Raw genomic sequence first — 16,741 nt, 5'->3', positions numbered from 1 at the left:
GCACCATGCCATCGACATTTACAGGACGTGTTGCTCGCATTTTGAATACTACCGTAGCAGAGTTCACGCCCGCGCATCGAAATGGGGAATTTAGCGCTATTTGTCGGACGAGAAAGTCAAACTTATGTGCGATAGCGCACATAAAATGCAATCGGACCATCAGGCGGATAGGTTCAGCCCGTGCCAGTGTGGAACGGTTGCGGCTCGGTGGCCTGAGGCAGGCCGAAGCGCTCGAACTCGGAGATTACTTGCGCACCGAAGAGCAATAACGTGGCGAGTGCCTCCAGACTAAACAGCACGACAATCGACGTCGTCAGCGATCCGTACACCACGCTTACCTGCGAAAGCGTCGCGAAGTACCAGACGAGCACGTGGCGCGTGATTTCCCAAAGAATGGCAGCGGTCACGCTGCCTATCAACGCGAGCCGCAGTGACGGTCGTCCCACCGGCATCACGAGATAGATCGATGTCAGCACGAAAACCTCGCCCGCGAAGCCGAGCAAATACAGCAAAAGGCGCGACACGCCTTTGAGCGATATTTCGATGCCGAGGAAATAGAGGCTGTTCGTGCCCATCGCCTGAAGCCCGTTCGAGACGAAAGTCACGATCAGCATGCCGACGCCCAAGAACAGGATGTAGCAGTACGGCAGCAAGGCGGACAGGAGAAAGTGCCGACGGCGGATCGCCACGCGATGCACGAAGATCACCGACATCGCGTTCTCGAGCACGGTGAAGGCGAGCGAACTGAAGAAGATCATCGTGATGAGAAGAAGCCAACCGATGACCGCGCGATGCGTCAAAAAATTCGCGAGTTCACGCACGACTGCGCGTGCCTGTCCCGGCACGAGCCATTCGAGTAAATGGGAGAGCGTGTCGAGCAGTTCCTTCTGTCCGATGAATTTCGACAGCACGATCACGATGAGGATCAGAAGCGGCACGATCGACAAAAGCGCGTAATAAGCCACCGCGCCCGCGAGCAGCATGCCCTGATTGGCGCGAAATGCCTTGATCGTGCGCATGACGAAGCCGAACGGGTGACGTGCGACGTTCGCTACGTGCGGGCCCAGAATCGGGCCGAGTATCTTCGACATGGAGCCTCCGCGGCGCGTGGCCCACGGCGCCATGTCGTTCTGGAAAGCAAGTAATGCTCCCGTCCGTGAATACTCTTGCTCAGCCGGGACGGCGCGCCTCGCTACGGGCGGCCGCTTGCTGCGCGGCTTCTTCGAAGGCGAGGTCGAGCAGTGTATCCACGTCCTGGGCGGGCAAGTCGGCGGCATCCACGTTGCGCAGACGGCAAAAAAGGGCAAGCGCCTCGGCGGCTGCGGCGAAGGCGTTGTTCATATCGCGGGAGTGTAGGCGTTTCTTTCTCATGCACCGCATAACGGCATGCGGATCACCTGACTTTAGCGTGTGGTAAGCGTGTCGTTGCTTGTCGGTGCAATGATGCGCGCGGCGTTAGGCGACACGGGCGTGGCGGACATCGACCTCGCGCCGCCGATGAATCTACTCGGCTCAACGCAGCCACTTGCGCACGTCCTGCTCCCAGTCGGGCTGTCCGCAGTTCGGCGGGTTTTCCGGGCCTAGAACGGTGATGTAGCCTTTGCTCTTCATACAGGATTCGTAGGCGCGCACCTGTGTGCAGCGGTCCGCGCCTGCCTGTCGCGACTGCGTCTTGCAGGCGTTCATCGAGTTGTCCATGCCGCTGAAGTCGGCGGGACCGTCGTTGTCGGAAGCGGGTGGGTTGGCGCTCGCGGAGAATTCGACCGGGCCGGTCTGTGCGCAAGCCGAAAGGAATAGGGCGGTCGCGATTGAAAGCGCTCGGAACGGCAGACCCAGCGGGAAAGTTCTCATCTTCTCGATTCTCCAGGCGTTATCGATGTTTTGCGTGGTTGTTGTCGTGCACGTTCGAGGTGACATGGCCCGGTGCGCTGGCGTGCTTGATGGCTGTGGCGCAAAACGGGCAAAGTTGCCGGCGACGCTGGGCATTTTGTGTTTTGCATGCGGTGCACCTAATGCCAAGGGTGCTATTCGCAGTGCCGTTTGGGATGATGCCGTCGTGTCTATTATCCGCGCGGAGGTTACTGCGTGTCCCGAATCGTGACGTGATGGCTTTCTGCGTTTGACACGCGGCGGACTTGGCGCCCGCGCCTGTTTTGCCGCAGTCCCTCCTTGGTGGGATGCCGTCGGCTGCATTGTTCCTGTGTGTAGAGTTGATCGTGCTTTGCGTTTGGCATTTTGCATGTGGTGCTTTGCATGCCATCCGCATCATTCGCCATTCGCCATCCCTGCGCCAGGCACTGTATGCAAATCCACGGTCCAGAGACAGCCCATTTCGCCGATACCTCTCGTCTTTGAGACGATCGAGTAGTCAATCGAGACGCTGCGACATTCGCGCAACGGCCTGACGGACCTAAGCTTTCTCCATCGACGGACACAAGAGCGCAGCACGCGTTCTTACCCGCGCATTCACGGAGAAGGGCAATGGACACCAATGATCGTATGAACAAGCGTCAACCGATGCCGGTCGCTTTTTTCGGCATCGCGGTGGGCCTTCTGGCCTTGGCGGGCGCATGGCGAGCGGCGGCGCATGTCTGGGCGATTCCGGCCGTCGTGCCGCCGCTCTTGACCGCAGGCGCGCTGTCGGTTTGGCTCGCTTTGATGATCGCGTATGCACGCAAGTGGCTTATCGAGCGCGACGCGGCCATCGCCGAGATGGCGCATCCCGTGCAGTCGTCGTTCGCCGCGCTCGCGCCTGTATCGACGTTGCTCGCGGCGCAAGCGGTGCAGAACTATTCGCGGGAGTTGACGATCGCGTTGTTCGTCGCGGGTGTGGTGAGTCAGCTCGGCCTCGGCGCTTATCTTCATGGACGCTTCTGGCAAGGCGGCCGGAAGCCCGAACTGACGACGCCGGCCATCTATCTGCCAACCGTCGCGCCGAGTTTCGTCGCGGGAACAGCGGCAGCGAGTCTTGGCTGGACGCAGATCGGCGCGTTGTTCTTCGGGGCGGGTGTGTTCTCGTGGCTCGCGATCGAATCGATCGTGCTGCATCGCGCGGCTGTACACGATCCGCTTCCCGACGCGCTGCGTCCCACGCTCGGCATCCAGCTCGCGCCGCCGGTGGTGGGAGGCGTGTCGTATCTCGCGATTACGCATGGCGTGCCGGATCTCTTCGCTTACATGCTGCTCGGCTACGGTCTGTATCAGGCAATGATGCTCACGCGGCTCCTGCCGTGGATTCGTCAGCAATCGTTCACGCCTTCGTACTGGGCGTTCAGCTTCGGCGTGGCAGCGTTGCCGACGATGGCGATCCGCATGCTGGAACGCGGCGCAGCAGGTCCGCTGCTTTGGCTGGCTCCGGCATCTTTCATCGTGGCGAACGTGGTATTTGCGAGTCTCATCGTCGGGACCGCGCTGGCCCTGTTCAAGGGCAAGCTTTTTCCGATAGTGGCCACGCAAGTCAAGACAGTTTGAGACGACGAGCCTGCGAGGTGCAGGCTCGTTCAGCACGAACATGCAACTAATGGTCGGCTTTTTGAACATCCACATTCAACTGTCGATGTCGTACCGTTCTCCAAAACTAGCTTCCAGTTTGGCCTCGACGTAATCACGCAGAAACGCTACCCAAGTCTTGATCTTCGCATCGAGGTATTGGCGCGAAGCGTACATCGCATACACCGTCATCTTTTGCAGTTCCCAGTCCGGCAGCACGCGCACCAGCGCGCCATTCGAAAGCGAGGGCAGGGCAGACAACATCGGCAAAGGCGCAATACCCAGACCGTTGGCCACCGCGACGGCGAGTGCATCGGCGGAATTCACGCGAAGGCGGCCAGGCGGAAGTTCGACATCGACTTTTCCTTGCGCGCCTTCGAACGTCCATCGATCCACCGGAAAGAATGTCGTGACGAGTTGAAGGCACGCATGCTTCGAAAGATCTTCCACGGTCATCGGCATGCCGGCCCGCCGCAAATAGTTCGGCGATGCGCACAGCACGCTCGGCATCGTGCAAATACGCGTGGAGACGAGCGCGGAGTCGGGCAGCGTCGAACTCGTGACCTGCAGGAAGACGTCGTAGCCTTCGTCGAGCATGTCCGGAACCTGCTGCGACAAGGTCAACTCGACGCGCACGAGCGGATGCTCTTCCAAATACTGAGAAAGCGCCGGCACGACATAGTGATGACCGAAGGTGATCGGCGCGTGCATGCGCAACACGCCGCTTGGCGACACTTGCGCGTCGCTGGCTTCCGCTTCAGAGAGGTCGACCAGCGAGATCACTTCCTTGCAGCGCGCCAGATAGCGATTCCCAGCATCGGTCAATGCGACGCGGCGCGTCGTGCGATTCAAAAGACGCGTGCGCAGATGCGACTCGAGTTCGGTGATCGCGCGCGACGCTTGCGCGGTCGTAATGTCCATGTGCTGCGCGGCGACGGTAAAGCTTGCCGCCTCGGCTACCCGGACAAAGATTCGCATGCTGCGCAAGAGGTCCATTGGCAGGCATCCTTTTTATCGAGCCGGAAATATCCCATGCACGATACGAGCGCGCAACCCGCTGACGGGTTCAACAGGGCACTGCAAGCTTCATTTCAGTGTTCACATCTGTTACAGCGCTTGTAACTCAAGCCTGCAAAGGCGTCGCTAACATGGATTCATGGCTGCGATGCGCGGTCGCTTCGGACGAGGAAAACATGAACGTGAAGAGTCTCATCGGACTGGGTATCGCGTCTTGTGCGGGGCTTGCTTGTGGATCGGCGCTGGCGGGCGTGAGCGTCGGCGTCAATCTGGGTGTACCGGTGGCGGTCTATGCGCCGCCTCCGCCCGTATATGCGGCGCCCGCCGCGCCGGTTTATGCCGCGCCGCCTCCGCCGCCTCCGGTCGTGTATCAATCGCCGCCCGTGGTCGCTTATCAACCGGCGCCCGTTGTCGTCGCGCCGGGGCCTGCTGTCATCGTCGGATGGCATGGCGACCGGTATTGGGACGGCTATCGGTACTGGAACCGGCGTGACTGGTACGCGCATCACGGTGGATATGGATATCGCCGCTGGTAAGCGAGACGAACGGGGAGTCGCATCGATCATGAAAAACATTAATCGACAACACGGTAAGCGAGGTGCGGTTCGAACGCTCGCGACTGCAACTGCGATAGTCATCGCGGCGGGGCTTGGCGGCTGCATCTATGCGCCGCCTTACGGCTATGCGCCTGCGCCCGCTTACGGCTATGCACCGGCGTATGGCTATGCCTACGGCCCCGGTTATTACGCGGCGTCGGCGGTTTCAGTGGGGATCGGCGTGGGCGGTTATGGGCATTGGCACGGGCATTGATGCGTAATGGTTGTGAGGGCGGCAGGAGACGCCATGACTTCGTTGGAACACACGTTGCTCCTCCGTCCTCCGACCCGGAGGATCACGTCATGTCCCATGAAACCAAAACCTCACTTGCCGCCAACGCGCGCTGCGAATCTTTCATGCTGGCGCCAAACGGCTGGGTACCGAATAACACGCGTTTGCCGGTTCTCGTCTGGCGTAATGCAATCGACTCGCGCGAGTTCGACGTAGCCGGCCGCTTCGAATCTCTCTTTCAGCAAAACGGCTGGCCGCCGCAATGGCGCGACGGGGTCTTCGACTATCACCACTTTCATTCGACCGCGCACGAAGCGCTCGGCGTGATCTCTGGCGAGGCGGAATTGATCATCGGCGGGCCGAAAGGTCGAGTCATCGCGATCCGCGCGGGCGATGCCATCGTTCTTCCCGCCGGCACCGGGCACTGTCTTTTGACGAGTGGTCGTCGCTTTCAAGTGGTGGGCGCCTATCCGCCGGGACAGCAGTGGGACATCCGCCGCGAAGGCATCAGCGAGGCGGAGCGACAAGCGATAGAAGCGTTGCCGTTTCCCCATGACGATCCCGTGGCCGGCGAAGATGGCCCGCTCGTCCATCTCCGGCGGTAAAGCTACGCGCTCCTGGCGTCACTGCTTCGCTTCGGCTGCGCGTCGTGCGCGCGGCCACGCAACGCGCTTGACCACGCCCGTTGCAAGCCCTGTCCCGATCAGCACGATTCCGCACGCCACCGCCATCCCGACCGATACACGTTCCGCGAGAAATAGCGCGCCCCACAGAATTCCGAAGATTGGAATGACGAAGGTCACGGTAATCGCGCGAGCGGGCCCAGCCACGGCGATCAAATGGAAGAACAGCATGTAAGCGACGCCTGTGCATGCCACGCCCAATCCGAGCACCGCGCCCCATGCGTGCATCGACACGCTCGCTGTCGGCCACCAGAACAGCGCAAACGGTAGCAGGACGAGCGTCGCGGCGCTCATGGTGCCTGTCGCGACGATCAACGAATCGACACCCATGAGATGCCGCTTGGTGTAACTGGCGGCGATCCCATAGAACAATGTCGCGCCCAGTGCAGCCAGGGCGGCGAGCGCAGTGGCGAGCGGTGCAACGGGCGCGGCGCCGGCATCGTGGACGAACATCTGATCCCAAACTAGCGCGAGCACGCCCGCAAAGCCGATGGCGAGTCCCGCGATGCGTAGCTTGCTCAGGCGATCGTCGAGCCAGATGTAGGCGACGAGCGCGCCCCACAGCGGCGTGGTCGCGTTGATGACGGAAGTGACGCCAGCCGACAGCGTCAACTCCGCATAGGCGAAAAGGCAAAACGGCGCGGCCGAGTTGAGAATGCCGACCATCAGAAGCGGCCATGCGCGCTCGCGCATCGTGGTGAGTGCCTGACGCATGCGGCCGCGAAGCATGAGCACCGCAAACAAAAACACTGCGCCGATGCCGACGCGCAAGGCCATCAACGGCGCCACGCCGAAATCCGTTACGCCGATACGAATGAAAAGGAACGAACCGCCCCACAGCGCGGCAAGGATGAACAACTGGACGAGATTGACGGGATTCATGGCGGGCTTCGCAAGAGAGGGAAGAGCGAAGCCATGGTATCGGCGCTTGTTGAGCGGATGCTTCCGCGCGGCGTGAAACGAATCATGCAGCATCAAGCCCGCATCACCGATAAACGCTTCGTTCTTGTTCGCCGAATCGTAGGCTGGCCGTGTGGGCGTCGCAAACGAGCAATTCTCACGGATATGTGAGCCAGATTGCGATTGAGTCGATATCGCGTGGCGCCATATCGTCAGGAGCGAGTTGCCGCCGCGCCCATTCGGTGCGACTCTTGCGTAAGGGTGACATGGGCGTCACGACAGGCTTGATGACTTGGTGGGACGACGTAAAAAGGAGAGCGCCATGGACAATGCAAACGGCAACAAGAAGGGAGTTGCGGCATCGGGCGAATTGCTGCCGCTTCGGCAAAGGCGCGTGCAGGGCGCACTCGGGTCCGCGCTCACGCCCGGTCTCGAACAGCATCAGGGCGTGATTCCACTCTCGCCCGGCGCGCCGCACAAACCGGCGCACGCGGCGCATCCGTCGCATCCGTCGCGGCACGTGCATGGCAGCGTGCTGGAAGGCGGCGACAGTCCGGCCGTGCTCGCTCAGCCCGCAGCAGTCACGGCGCAGCATCTAGGTAGCCGGTTTCATCCGCAGGCGGCCAAGAACAAGTTCATCGAGCATGGGCGGCGCGCCAAGGACGCCGTTGCGATGCGCTATCGCGACGTCACCGAAGGCGCCGACGATTACGTGCACTACAACCCGTGGAAGTCGATAGCACTTGCGGCAATTGGTGGACTGATCGTCGGCTTGCTGGCCGCCCGCTGAACTTTTGTCGAAGTGCGGGCCTCGTCCTTGCTGAATCACGTAAATGGCGCGGTGCTTATCATTGCGTCATTCCAACATGAACCGACGACCCTTCAACATGCGCCCCGGGCGCAGCGAAATCTGGAATCAGCGTACCGCCGTGGAAAGCGATCCACGGCGCGTGATGCTCGTGCATTCCGAGTCCGATGTCGGCGAGTCTTTCGCGATGATGCTCGCCATGCGTGGCTTCGATGCCGTGCAGATCGCGGATGCGCAAAGTGCGCTTCATTTCGCTCACATGTGGCGGCCGCAGGTATTGTTCATCGATACACGCGTGAACGAGGCGCACGAGGTGCTGGCAAAGCACGACCATGCACTTGTACGCGCGTTGCGCGAATGTGGCAGGGAGGCATCGCTGGATCAGATGTTGATTGCGTTCGCGGCCGAGGAGAGCAGCGACCCACGCAACGTGTTGTTGAGCGCCGGCTATGACGGATTCTTCAGAATGCCGTGCCCCGTGTGGCGTCTTTTCGATGCGGTGACGCGTTTTTACGTGCACTGATAAGTGCATCGAGCGTCGATTCGTTCACCGAGGCGGCGCCGCCGCCCCGATGCAACGCGTACGCGTTTTGCTATTGCTTCGTACTGTTCCTGAAGTCGCCGGTTTCGAGTTCCACGGACTGGCCGTGATTGCGTTCGAGCGCTCGCCGCGCTGAATCTTCGATTTCGACGCGTCCGCCTTCGAACGCGCTGAGGATGGCATGGGAAGAGGTGCCGGTATTGCCGAAGTGATCGTTGAGCGCATCGAGAGAGACGCTGCACCAGACTTCACGTCCATCTACATTGGCTTCGAACGCAACTCGCGCTGCCGCCACGACGTGACGCCGCCCACTGAACTCTATCGTCATCCTTATTACCTCCGGTTGTTCGTTTGAGGCACGTGGACCGCAATGCTCGTGATCCACGCTTCAGGTCGCGCAACGGCAATGACGCTGGTACTCGACTCAAGCTGCACAACTACGCGCCTGTCCCGTGCATCATACGCCGCCCGCCACGGGTTCGTGCTTTTGCAATGGCCGTGCCCGAACGCATGTGGACACGCGTGCAACGATCAGCCACAACACGCACAACCGCCGCGATGGCGCATGCCGTAGCTCCCCGAATCTTCGCTCACGTTGGCGCCGCCGTTACCGCCGCGTCCAAGCGATGGCGCGCCGATGGTGACGCGCGCGCTGGTCTCACCGCAGCGTGGACAGGCTGCGGGTTCATCGCGTTCGGCGATACGGCGATTTGCTTCGAAAGTGCCGCAGTCGGCGCATTCGTAATCGTAGACAGGCATGGCTTCTATCGGGCAGAAGATGGAATGAACGACCAGTTTATCAAGTTCGAGCAAGCGACATTCCGCTTTACGCATTCTCGAATCTGCCAGAAAAACATTGAGTGGCACCTGCATTGCTGACAACAGGTAGCACCAATCGCCACAGGAGGCCACATGAAACGCAATATCGTTATGATCGTCACCGCGCTTGCAGCAGCCGCGCCAATCGCGAGCTTTGCACAGACCGAAGCTGCCAGCACCACGCTTGCCAACGACCTTACGCAACCGGACAAGGATTTCGTGCAGGGCGCGTCGTCTTCGGGATCGACGGAAATCGATGCCGCCAAGCTTGCTCAGACGCACTCGCAGGACAAAGACGTGAAGAGCTTCGCGCGTCATATGATCGTCGACCATACCAAGCTGACCGTGCAGCTAAAAATGGCGGCGCCCAAAGGCGTGACCGTGCCCAAGGACAATTCGGATACTTCCGCGATCGATTCGCTCAAGGCATTGCACGGCAAGGCATTCGATACCGCATATATCCAGAAGGTTGGCGTGCAGGGCCACCAGGAGGCAGTGGCGCTATTCCAGAAGGAAGCAGACGGCGGCCAGAACGCGAAGCTGAAGGAAGCGGCGCAAAAGGCGTTGCCGACGATCCAGGATCACTTGAAGATGGCTCAGGATCTCGCGTCGAAGAAGGGCGTGCAGTAGTCGTTCGTTGCGGCGTCAGCCCTATTGACGCCGCCATTCTCATGTATTTTCAACGCGCCTGTTCGCGTAACAGGCGCAAGCGCGCTTCAGCAATCGACTGGAAGCCGCCCCCGTGTTCGTCGAAGATCGATACCTTTCCCTGCCCGATGTCATATACCCAACCCTGCACTTGAAGCTGGCCAAGCGCGAGCCGTCCCGCGACTGCCGGATGCGTACGCAAATGCGTAAGTTGAAGGCGTATGTTTTCTTCGACCATCGCCTGAACCATGCGCTCGTGTTCGAGTTTTCGCGCCCGTACCACACTGCGCGCCGCTTCTGCGTTGCGTAACCACGCGTGCACGGTAGGCATTTCATCGGCGATGGTTGCGCCCGAGGCGAGGCCCTTCATCGCGCCGCAGTCGGAATGGCCGCAGATCACGATCTGCCGCACGTTCAATGCGAGCACCGCGTATTCGACTACCGCCGACACGCCGCCGAGCATCTCCCCATAAGCCGGCACGATATTGCCGATGTTGCGGCACACGAAGAGCTCGCCGGGCCGCGTCTGCGTGATCATCTCGGGCGACACACGCGAGTCCGCGCACGTGATGAAAAGCGTGTGCGGTGCTTGCCGTCGCGCAAGACTCTTGAAAAGCGCTTCGCTATCGGGGAAGACGAAGTGGCTGAAATCGTCCGCGCCTTGAAGCAGATAGAGGAGGTCGGGCGTGTCGGAGCCGTTGCGTTCTTCACTCATCGATTTATCGGACATGGGCGCCTCGGGTTCTGGACAATGCGCGGCGTTGGTTCGCGCTCAGGCGAGAGCTTGCGGGGTTTTGAGATAGACCGCAAGCGAAGGAGCGAGGGGCGGTGCACCAGGAGGGGGCGTGGGTCGGGGAATCGCTTTGCAAGCGAGGACGTTTCTTTATAGTTATTGACGAATTCGGACCGGTGGTTTGTTATCTTTGGGTCCGTTTTCTTTTGCGTGCCCGAAGCATGTCCGCCACATCCGATTCATACGGCGCAGCAGCGGCGTTTTACGCCAGCGAGCGGTTCGTTGAAGCGCTTGAAGCGCTGAGTTATCAAATAAATCAGCCGTACGCGGATATCGAAGCGCTGAATCTCGCCGCGGTGTGTTGCTATCGCCTGAGTCGACTCGACGAGGCCGAGTCGCATTGGCGTCGTGCGGTAGCGCAAGATCCTCAATACGCCGGTGGATATGCCAACCTCGGTAATTTGCTGATGCTGCGAGGCAGATTGGAAGATGCGGAAACTGTCTATCGCGAGGCGATTGCCATTCGTCCTGATTTCGCGGAGGCTCATTACAATCTCGGTAATCTGCTTGTCAAAAAGGGACGTCTTGTGGAGGCAGAGGCCGCGCTTCGTCAGGCGTGCGCCGCGCGCGCCGATTTTGCGGACGCACATTTCAATCTCGCGAATCTTTTGAAGAGTCAAAGTCGGTTGGCTGAGGCTGAAATTGCCTTTCAACGCGCAATTGCTGATAGAGGAAATTACGCGGACGCATTCAACAATCTGGGTAATTTATTGCGCGAAACAGGACGCCTCGTGGAAGCGGAGGCGGCTTTGCGGCAAGCCGTGGCGTGTCGCCCTGATTTTGCTGAAGCAAACTTTAATCTCGCTCAGGTTTTGAACGATCTGAAAGACTTTGCGCAAGCTGAGGCGTTTTACCGGCGCGCCGTCGAACTCCGACGAGACTACTCGGAGGCACACGTCGGTCTCGGCGCGGTTTTACATAAGCTGCAACGCGTGCGAGAAGCGCAAGCGGTATTTCTCGCGGAATTGTCGATTTGTCCGGACGACGCGAATGCGCTTATGGGGCTGGCCAATGCCTACCACGCACTCGATTCGTTGGAGGATGCGGAACGCATATATCGTCGAGTTCTCATTCTGGAGCCGGATAACATACAGGCAAGAACCACACTCGGTTATACGCTTCAAAAGCTGGAGCGCCTTTGCGATGCCGAGACTGAATACCGCAAGGCGTTGATTCTGGCGCCCGATGCTGCCGATATCCACTACAACCTCGGCATACTTTATGGTCATCAAGATCGCCTGAACGACGCTGAACGGACATATCGCCGGGCCATAGAATGCTGTTCGGATCACGTCGAAGCGCATAACAATCTTGGCCGGATTTTGCAAAGCCTCGGTCGCCTTGAAGAGGCTGAATCAATCCTGCGCCGGTCGATTGCAATCCGAGACGATATTCCCGAGGCTCATAATAACCTCGCCGGCGTACTCAAGGATATGGGCGCAATGGAAGAGGCAATCCAAAGCTTCCGTCGCGCCGTCGATTGCGGACCGAACGATGAATGTGTGCATCGAAATCTCAACTACGCGCTGACCTATCACGCAGAAACGCCACGCGAAATTCTCGAAGAATGTTTGCGCTTCGCCGCGCGACACGAAGCGCCGCTGCTTCGCCATGACATCGTCCATACCAACAATCGCGATTCTGAGCGACGGCTCAAAATTGGCTACGTCGCGCCAGACTTCGACGGACGCTGTCAGGCCATGTTCACCGCGCCGGTCTTCGCGCAACACGATCACGCGGCGTACCACATCTTTTGTTATTCCAGCGTTAAAACGCCCGACGCGATAACACACCTGATCCGTCCGATGGCCGACACTTGGCGCGACGTTCACGCGCTCGACGACGAGCAATTGGCGCAACTCGTTCGCGACGATGGCATCGACGTATTGGTCGATCTGACGATGCACATGTCGCGCGGCCGTCCATTATTGTTCGCACGCCGACCGGCGCCTGTGCAAGTGCAATGGCTCGCGTATCCGGGCACGACGGGTAGCAGCGCCATCCGCTATCGCCTGACCGACCCGTGGATCGATCCGCGCGACACGGCCGATCTCGCCGATCGTTATAGCGAAGAGACCGTGTGGTTGCCCGAGACGTTCTGGTGTTTCGATCCGCGCGTCACGTCGCCGAATGCACCGAACGTGAATGCGTTGCCAGCGTGGCGCAACGGTCACATTACATTCGGATGCCTGAATAATCCGTGCAAGGCGTCCGAGCGCACGTTGCGCATGTGGGCGGCAATACTCGCCGCCGTGCCCAATGCGCGCTTCATTCTGCTAGCCGGTCCCGGCCCGCGCGAACGTTTCAGTGAGCGTCTCGGCGCGTTGGGCGTCGATCTGTCGCGCGTTCGGTACGTGGGATATCAGTCGCGCGTCGATTATCTGCGGACCTATCAATCAATCGATATCGGCCTCGACACCTATCCGTACAACGGCCACACGACGAGCCTCGACGCCTTGTGGATGGGCGTGCCCGTGCCATCGCGCGCGGGCGAAACATCGGTCAGCCGCGCGGGTCTGAGCCTGCTGATGAATCTTGGCATCGGCGAACTCGTGGTTCATGACGACGCGGCGTACGTCGATGTCGTGACTTGCCTCGCCAACGATCTGCCGCGTTTGACCGAGTTGCGCTCGACGTTGCGCGCAAGGCTCGAACGCTCGCCGATGATGGATGCACCGCGCTTCACGCGCAATCTGGAAGCGGCGTATCGGCAGATGTGGCGCGCATGGTGCGCTTCGCCAGGCGCTTGAAAAAGAGCGTCACTTCGGTTTTTACGAACCGAAGCCTCTGAAAATTCACGTTTTTCAGTGTCGAATGCTGCGATAGGCTTGGGTCATCGTAAGCAAAAAGAAAGGATTCGACATGAAATGCCCCGTGTGTCCCGCGACGGATCTCCTGATGACCTCGCGCGAGAGCATTGAAATCGATTATTGCCCGTCCTGTCGCGGCGTGTGGCTCGATCGCGGCGAACTCGACCGGCTCATTCAGCGCGACGAACAGGTCTCGCCGCAGCAAACGGCAGGGCGCGAAGCGTGGCGCGACAAGGGCGACGATCGCGACCATCGCGACCATCGCGTGCGACCGCGCTATGACGACCATCGCTATGGCGACTCGCACTCGAACTATGGACATTCACGCAAGAAGAAGTCGTTTCTCGGCGATCTGTTCGACTTCGGCTGAACCCGTCGTTCCAACTTTTCAGGCAATCCGACCCAACCGCGCGCTGCGCGAAGGAGATCAAGCATGGCAACGGTAAAGCAAGTACTCAAGGCCAAGAGCGATGACATGGTGCATACCATCGACGTCGAAGCGAGCGTGTTCGATGCGGTCGTGCTGATGTCGAAGGCCGGCGTCGGTGCCGTCGTGGTCACGGTGGGAGGGCGCGCGGACGGCACGGTGTGCGGGATCGTCACGGAGCGCGACTACGCGCGCAAAGTCATCTTGCAGGACAAGGCATCACGCAATACGACCGTGTGCGAAATCATGAGCGCGCCCGTGTTGTCGGTGAGCCTGCGCACGAGCACCGACGAATGCATGGCGCTCATGACCACGCGCCATGTCCGTCATTTGCCGGTGATCGAATGCGGCCGGCTGATGGGGATCGTTTCCATCGGCGACATGGTGCGGCAGTTGATCGATGAGCAGCAGTTCGCGATCGAGCAGCTGGAAACGTACGTACGCGGAACCAGCGAAGAAATGCCCGCTTGCGCGCTTACCCGGCGCAGTCCCGTGCCGCAGACGTTGGCGCTGCGCTTCGCTTGATGCGCAAATCAGCGCGCATCCGCATTCAACAGACGCCCCAGGCTATCCGCCAAGCCACGCCATCCCCCCAACTCGTTCGCGCGTACGAGCCGCGTGGCCGGATACCACTTCGTTACCGCCGGATCGCGTTCGTACCGCCATTCAGCGACCTGATTGAGCAGCAAGTAATTGCGTTTGCCGAGGGCGCCCGCGATGTGCGCCAGGCTGCCATCGTTGCCGGCGAACGCATCGAGCCGGTCGAGCAGGGCGATGGATTGCGCGAAAGTCGTGTTGGAATCGAGCGTCGTGAAACGGTTGAGATTGCGTGAACGCGGGTCGTCCAGCCAACGCTTGCGCTCGAAGCCGCGCTGCATGATGACCCAGTAGATGTCGCCGGAGTGGTCGAACAGCGCGTCGAGATCGGGCAAACACAGGCTCCGATGACCAAAATTGTCTGGCGATTCGGACGACGACCAGAAGATGCCTACGCAGCGCCTGCCGCGCGCGCGATGCCAGATCGTGTCGAGAATGGCGTCGGCCGCATCCGGCTCTGCGGGCTCGATATAGCGCCCCAACGGCATATGGCCGAGCGCTGGGAAGAGGGACGTGAAGAGCGCGAAGGGATCGGTCCACATGTCGCCTTCCGCCGATGCGCGTGTGAAGCCGGCCGCGCGCATCGCGGCAGCAAGCGCCTCGTGTTCGGATTCGGGTATGACGAGCCTGAACCGGCTGTCTTCATACTCGACTTTCACTCCCATGACTTCCAGCGCGCCTAGATAGCGCACCCATTGAATAAGATCCCCGTAACCGGATGCAATCGACTTGACGGTGATACGCGCGGGCAATTCACGCTGGCCGCTCCAGTATCCGTCGAGATTCACATGTGGAAAGAGCACGCGCCGCGCTTCTGGCGACGACCACCATCGATGCATTGCCGCAACTCCATGCTCGATGCCGTGCAGCCGCATCTGGCTGCGTGCCTGGTGATGGCCGAGCACGTAGACTGAATGCTCGTCGACGCCATCCGCGCTCAAATCGAGCACGCGTTGATCCTCGCCGAGATAGTGCCAGCCGTAGACGCGCCACAAAAACGCGCCGATGGCCGGCGTCATCGGCTTTTTCCCGAAATAGTCGATTGCGGTGAGCGCCGTTTCCTTGAGCCCCAAATGGGAGCAGGCATCGGCGAGACAGTGAATCTGGTAGCCGAAGACATCCGACTCGCGCGTCAGATAAAAACAGATGTCGAGCGCCTTCTCGAATTGCTGCGCGCGCAAATGCGTTACCGCGCGCCAATGCCAATAATCGGCGCTGTTGCTGTCAGCGGCGCGGCGTGCATCGAGAAACTCGAAGCATTCGTCGATGTCGCCGGCATATAGTTTCGGCGAAAGGTCCTGGTAGTTTTCGATCATGCGATGACTCTTATCGTTTGACGCGGACGCGCTCAATTGGCGTAACCGGGTAGTCTGGCACTTCGATGTCACTGTGTTTCGAAGTTTCGATTAATCTTTGAGAAAGATGACAATTTTTGAATTAATCGGTGACGAACGGCTATTAAGTATAGGTGGATGTTGCATGCAAAAACACGGCATCTCCTTATAGTTTTGCCGTTGAATGGTGCTACTTCTAAGTCTTACCAAGTAATTGGCAACGGATTCGGTGTTGGCGCATTGCGTGATCATGGCCGCGAAGGGAGACTCGATGGATGGCCAGGATGGACGACGCTGCCCGCCAGCGGGTGCGAGCCGCCCCGTATGTTGTCGGGCTTGACGCCATCCGCGTAGCGCCTAAAAAACACGCAGAATCCCATCGCGCTACGAGATCGACTTGTCAGACTGCGACCTTCAACAGCGCACAACAGAATGGCTGCGAATGCGGATTCTGCGTCATCAACGCCAAGCAGCCCTTCACTCCGGGCCGCGTGGCGCGTAAATCTTTTGTGCAAGGTCCGAAAATCAACTCCGCTTCGACGACACGAAAGGCGGCGAGCATGTACTTCTAAATGCGGAGCGCAATCGGGATATTGCAGTCGAGACTCACTGGGACGGGCACGACACGAAGATTATCGGAACAACGAAACCACCGTCGTGAAGCACGACCGGACCGAGTCGGTTGGCCATGACGAAACGATCACCATCGGTTATTGATCGTAGCGAGCGGGGGAACAACAACGAGAAGATTCCCATCGGCGCGAACCGGACCGATACCGTAGGCGAGAAGAAGCCATCACCGTTGACGCCAAGCGCACAATCCTCGCCAAGCCCTGGAGACCGCGACCGTGCTCTTGCAACGCACGCGGTAGGCATCGATGAAACCGTTTCGGTGGCGCGATGCGGAGAGGTGACCATCGGCGCGTTTCAGGCGGTGCCGATGGTGCTTACGAAAGCGTGAAAGTCGGCGCGAAACAGACGATCGAACTGCAAGGAGATATTAACTGCGATCAAGTTATTTTCATTTCTAGCAGTAATCTATCTTTT

21 protein-coding genes are annotated in these 16,741 nt (G+C 59.7%); 12 read left to right on the top strand and 9 right to left on the bottom strand.

Translation table 11 applies throughout. From position 1 onward, the window contains the following. Positions 1–173: 173 nt before the first annotated feature. The 3 genes from P9292_RS35710 to P9292_RS35700 all read right to left on the bottom strand — a co-directional run bounded on the left by P9292_RS35710 (position 174) and on the right by P9292_RS35700 (position 1,851). The gene (locus P9292_RS35710; RefSeq protein WP_244827851.1) at positions 174–1,091 is read right to left on the bottom strand and encodes a YihY/virulence factor BrkB family protein; all 918 of its coding nucleotides are present in this window, start codon (positions 1,089–1,091) and stop codon (positions 174–176) included. A gap of 79 nt (positions 1,092–1,170) precedes the next feature. After that, positions 1,171–1,341, bottom strand: a complete 171-nt coding sequence (locus P9292_RS35705) for a hypothetical protein (protein WP_250464626.1) — start codon at positions 1,339–1,341, stop codon at positions 1,171–1,173. Between the two features lie 171 nt (positions 1,342–1,512). Then, complete coding sequence (locus tag P9292_RS35700; RefSeq protein ID WP_309963794.1) at positions 1,513–1,851, bottom strand: hypothetical protein; 339 nt, start codon at positions 1,849–1,851, stop codon at positions 1,513–1,515. 630 nt (positions 1,852–2,481) lie between these two features. On the opposite strand from P9292_RS35700, the gene tehA reads away from it, so the two are divergent. Further along, entirely contained in the window at positions 2,482–3,471 is a 990-nt protein-coding gene (gene tehA / locus P9292_RS35695) for a dicarboxylate transporter/tellurite-resistance protein TehA (RefSeq protein WP_309963792.1), read from the top strand. A gap of 75 nt (positions 3,472–3,546) precedes the next feature. Here tehA and P9292_RS35690 read toward each other — a convergent pair whose 3' ends face one another. Beyond that, complete coding sequence (locus tag P9292_RS35690; protein ID WP_250464631.1) at positions 3,547–4,485, bottom strand: LysR family transcriptional regulator; 939 nt, start codon at positions 4,483–4,485, stop codon at positions 3,547–3,549. Between the two features lie 197 nt (positions 4,486–4,682). Here P9292_RS35690 and P9292_RS35685 point away from each other — a divergent pair, with 197 nt between their 5' ends. The 3 genes from P9292_RS35685 to P9292_RS35675 all read left to right on the top strand — a co-directional run bounded on the left by P9292_RS35685 (position 4,683) and on the right by P9292_RS35675 (position 5,939). Further along, on the top strand, positions 4,683–5,042 hold the full coding sequence (locus P9292_RS35685; RefSeq protein ID WP_309964305.1) for a hypothetical protein: 360 nt from the start codon (positions 4,683–4,685) through the stop codon (positions 5,040–5,042). 28 nt (positions 5,043–5,070) lie between these two features. After that, positions 5,071–5,316 (top strand): hypothetical protein, encoded by a 246-nt coding sequence (locus P9292_RS35680; RefSeq protein WP_309963789.1) that lies wholly within the window; start codon positions 5,071–5,073, stop codon positions 5,314–5,316. A gap of 89 nt (positions 5,317–5,405) precedes the next feature. Then, positions 5,406–5,939 carry a cupin domain-containing protein gene (locus P9292_RS35675; protein ID WP_309963787.1) on the top strand — a complete coding sequence of 178 codons (534 nt, stop codon included), beginning with the start codon at positions 5,406–5,408 and terminating at the stop codon, positions 5,937–5,939. Positions 5,940–5,957: 18 nt separating this feature from the next. Here P9292_RS35675 and P9292_RS35670 read toward each other — a convergent pair whose 3' ends face one another. After that, positions 5,958–6,899, bottom strand: a complete 942-nt coding sequence (locus P9292_RS35670; protein WP_309963785.1) for a DMT family transporter — start codon at positions 6,897–6,899, stop codon at positions 5,958–5,960. A 340-nt stretch (positions 6,900–7,239) separates the two neighbouring features. On the opposite strand from P9292_RS35670, the gene P9292_RS35665 reads away from it, so the two are divergent. Both P9292_RS35665 and P9292_RS35660 read left to right on the top strand, forming a co-directional pair. Beyond that, a complete protein-coding gene (locus P9292_RS35665) occupies positions 7,240–7,707 on the top strand; it encodes a glycine zipper domain-containing protein (protein WP_309963783.1) in 468 nt (155 codons plus the stop codon). A 76-nt stretch (positions 7,708–7,783) separates the two neighbouring features. Beyond that, positions 7,784–8,248: a response regulator gene (locus P9292_RS35660; protein ID WP_309963780.1), complete on the top strand. Its 465-nt coding sequence runs from the start codon at positions 7,784–7,786 to the stop codon at positions 8,246–8,248. 70 nt (positions 8,249–8,318) lie between these two features. Here P9292_RS35660 and P9292_RS35655 read toward each other — a convergent pair whose 3' ends face one another. Then, on the bottom strand, positions 8,319–8,594 hold the full coding sequence (locus P9292_RS35655; protein ID WP_244827860.1) for a DUF1488 domain-containing protein: 276 nt from the start codon (positions 8,592–8,594) through the stop codon (positions 8,319–8,321). 203 nt (positions 8,595–8,797) lie between these two features. Next, on the bottom strand, positions 8,798–9,025 hold the full coding sequence (locus tag P9292_RS35650) for a zinc ribbon domain-containing protein (RefSeq protein WP_309845228.1): 228 nt from the start codon (positions 9,023–9,025) through the stop codon (positions 8,798–8,800). A 153-nt stretch (positions 9,026–9,178) separates the two neighbouring features. On the opposite strand from P9292_RS35650, the gene P9292_RS35645 reads away from it, so the two are divergent. Beyond that, positions 9,179–9,715 carry a DUF4142 domain-containing protein gene (locus P9292_RS35645; RefSeq protein WP_250464641.1) on the top strand — a complete coding sequence of 179 codons (537 nt, stop codon included), beginning with the start codon at positions 9,179–9,181 and terminating at the stop codon, positions 9,713–9,715. Positions 9,716–9,764: 49 nt separating this feature from the next. Here P9292_RS35645 and P9292_RS35640 read toward each other — a convergent pair whose 3' ends face one another. Further along, entirely contained in the window at positions 9,765–10,463 is a 699-nt protein-coding gene (locus P9292_RS35640; RefSeq protein WP_244827862.1) for a carbonic anhydrase, read from the bottom strand. A 224-nt stretch (positions 10,464–10,687) separates the two neighbouring features. On the opposite strand from P9292_RS35640, the gene P9292_RS43370 reads away from it, so the two are divergent. The 3 genes from P9292_RS43370 to P9292_RS35615 all read left to right on the top strand — a co-directional run bounded on the left by P9292_RS43370 (position 10,688) and on the right by P9292_RS35615 (position 14,288). Further along, positions 10,688–13,276, top strand: coding sequence for a tetratricopeptide repeat protein (locus P9292_RS43370; RefSeq protein WP_409015349.1), 2,589 nt, complete (start codon positions 10,688–10,690; stop codon positions 13,274–13,276). 112 nt (positions 13,277–13,388) lie between these two features. Next, positions 13,389–13,706 carry a zf-TFIIB domain-containing protein gene (locus P9292_RS35620; RefSeq protein ID WP_250508987.1) on the top strand — a complete coding sequence of 106 codons (318 nt, stop codon included), beginning with the start codon at positions 13,389–13,391 and terminating at the stop codon, positions 13,704–13,706. A gap of 63 nt (positions 13,707–13,769) precedes the next feature. Beyond that, positions 13,770–14,288, top strand: a complete 519-nt coding sequence (locus tag P9292_RS35615) for a CBS domain-containing protein (protein WP_309842938.1) — start codon at positions 13,770–13,772, stop codon at positions 14,286–14,288. Positions 14,289–14,296: 8 nt separating this feature from the next. Here the strand turns inward: P9292_RS35615 and P9292_RS35610 are convergent, their stop codons facing one another. After that, the gene (locus P9292_RS35610; protein ID WP_309963769.1) at positions 14,297–15,676 is read right to left on the bottom strand and encodes a hypothetical protein; all 1,380 of its coding nucleotides are present in this window, start codon (positions 15,674–15,676) and stop codon (positions 14,297–14,299) included. 520 nt (positions 15,677–16,196) lie between these two features. Here P9292_RS35610 and P9292_RS43365 point away from each other — a divergent pair. Continuing rightward, positions 16,197–16,355, top strand: coding sequence for a bacteriophage T4 gp5 trimerisation domain-containing protein (locus P9292_RS43365; RefSeq protein WP_409015444.1), 159 nt, complete (start codon positions 16,197–16,199; stop codon positions 16,353–16,355). 21 nt (positions 16,356–16,376) lie between these two features. Continuing rightward, entirely contained in the window at positions 16,377–16,655 is a 279-nt protein-coding gene (locus tag P9292_RS35605; RefSeq protein ID WP_309963766.1) for a hypothetical protein, read from the top strand. Positions 16,656–16,741 lie beyond the last annotated feature (86 nt).

The organism is Caballeronia sp. LZ001 (assembly GCF_031450875.1).
Lineage (GTDB): Bacteria > Pseudomonadota > Gammaproteobacteria > Burkholderiales > Burkholderiaceae > Caballeronia.
This window is presented reverse-complemented; position numbering and strand designations above follow the sequence as displayed.

Excerpts from the sequence above, each read along its gene's own strand:
- tehA (WP_309963792.1), top strand. The coding sequence starts at position 2,482 with ATGGACACCAATGATCGTATGAACAAGCGTCAACCGATGCCGGTCGCT.
- P9292_RS35685 (WP_309964305.1), top strand. The coding sequence starts at position 4,683 with ATGAACGTGAAGAGTCTCATCGGACTGGGTATCGCGTCTTGTGCGGGG.
- P9292_RS35655 (WP_244827860.1), bottom strand. The coding sequence starts at position 8,594 with ATGACGATAGAGTTCAGTGGGCGGCGTCACGTCGTGGCGGCAGCGCGA.
- P9292_RS35675 (WP_309963787.1), top strand. The coding sequence starts at position 5,406 with ATGTCCCATGAAACCAAAACCTCACTTGCCGCCAACGCGCGCTGCGAA.
- P9292_RS35710 (WP_244827851.1), bottom strand. The coding sequence starts at position 1,091 with ATGTCGAAGATACTCGGCCCGATTCTGGGCCCGCACGTAGCGAACGTC.
- P9292_RS35645 (WP_250464641.1), top strand. The coding sequence starts at position 9,179 with ATGAAACGCAATATCGTTATGATCGTCACCGCGCTTGCAGCAGCCGCG.
- P9292_RS35660 (WP_309963780.1), top strand. The coding sequence starts at position 7,784 with ATGAACCGACGACCCTTCAACATGCGCCCCGGGCGCAGCGAAATCTGG.
- P9292_RS35620 (WP_250508987.1), top strand. The coding sequence starts at position 13,389 with ATGAAATGCCCCGTGTGTCCCGCGACGGATCTCCTGATGACCTCGCGC.
- P9292_RS35700 (WP_309963794.1), bottom strand. The coding sequence starts at position 1,851 with ATGAGAACTTTCCCGCTGGGTCTGCCGTTCCGAGCGCTTTCAATCGCG.
- P9292_RS43370 (WP_409015349.1), top strand. The coding sequence starts at position 10,688 with ATGTCCGCCACATCCGATTCATACGGCGCAGCAGCGGCGTTTTACGCC.
- P9292_RS35650 (WP_309845228.1), bottom strand. The coding sequence starts at position 9,025 with ATGCCTGTCTACGATTACGAATGCGCCGACTGCGGCACTTTCGAAGCA.
- P9292_RS35665 (WP_309963783.1), top strand. The coding sequence starts at position 7,240 with ATGGACAATGCAAACGGCAACAAGAAGGGAGTTGCGGCATCGGGCGAA.
- P9292_RS35690 (WP_250464631.1), bottom strand. The coding sequence starts at position 4,485 with ATGGACCTCTTGCGCAGCATGCGAATCTTTGTCCGGGTAGCCGAGGCG.
- P9292_RS35640 (WP_244827862.1), bottom strand. The coding sequence starts at position 10,463 with ATGTCCGATAAATCGATGAGTGAAGAACGCAACGGCTCCGACACGCCC.
- P9292_RS35670 (WP_309963785.1), bottom strand. The coding sequence starts at position 6,899 with ATGAATCCCGTCAATCTCGTCCAGTTGTTCATCCTTGCCGCGCTGTGG.
- P9292_RS35680 (WP_309963789.1), top strand. The coding sequence starts at position 5,071 with ATGAAAAACATTAATCGACAACACGGTAAGCGAGGTGCGGTTCGAACG.
- P9292_RS35705 (WP_250464626.1), bottom strand. The coding sequence starts at position 1,341 with ATGAACAACGCCTTCGCCGCAGCCGCCGAGGCGCTTGCCCTTTTTTGC.
- P9292_RS35615 (WP_309842938.1), top strand. The coding sequence starts at position 13,770 with ATGGCAACGGTAAAGCAAGTACTCAAGGCCAAGAGCGATGACATGGTG.
- P9292_RS35610 (WP_309963769.1), bottom strand. The coding sequence starts at position 15,676 with ATGATCGAAAACTACCAGGACCTTTCGCCGAAACTATATGCCGGCGAC.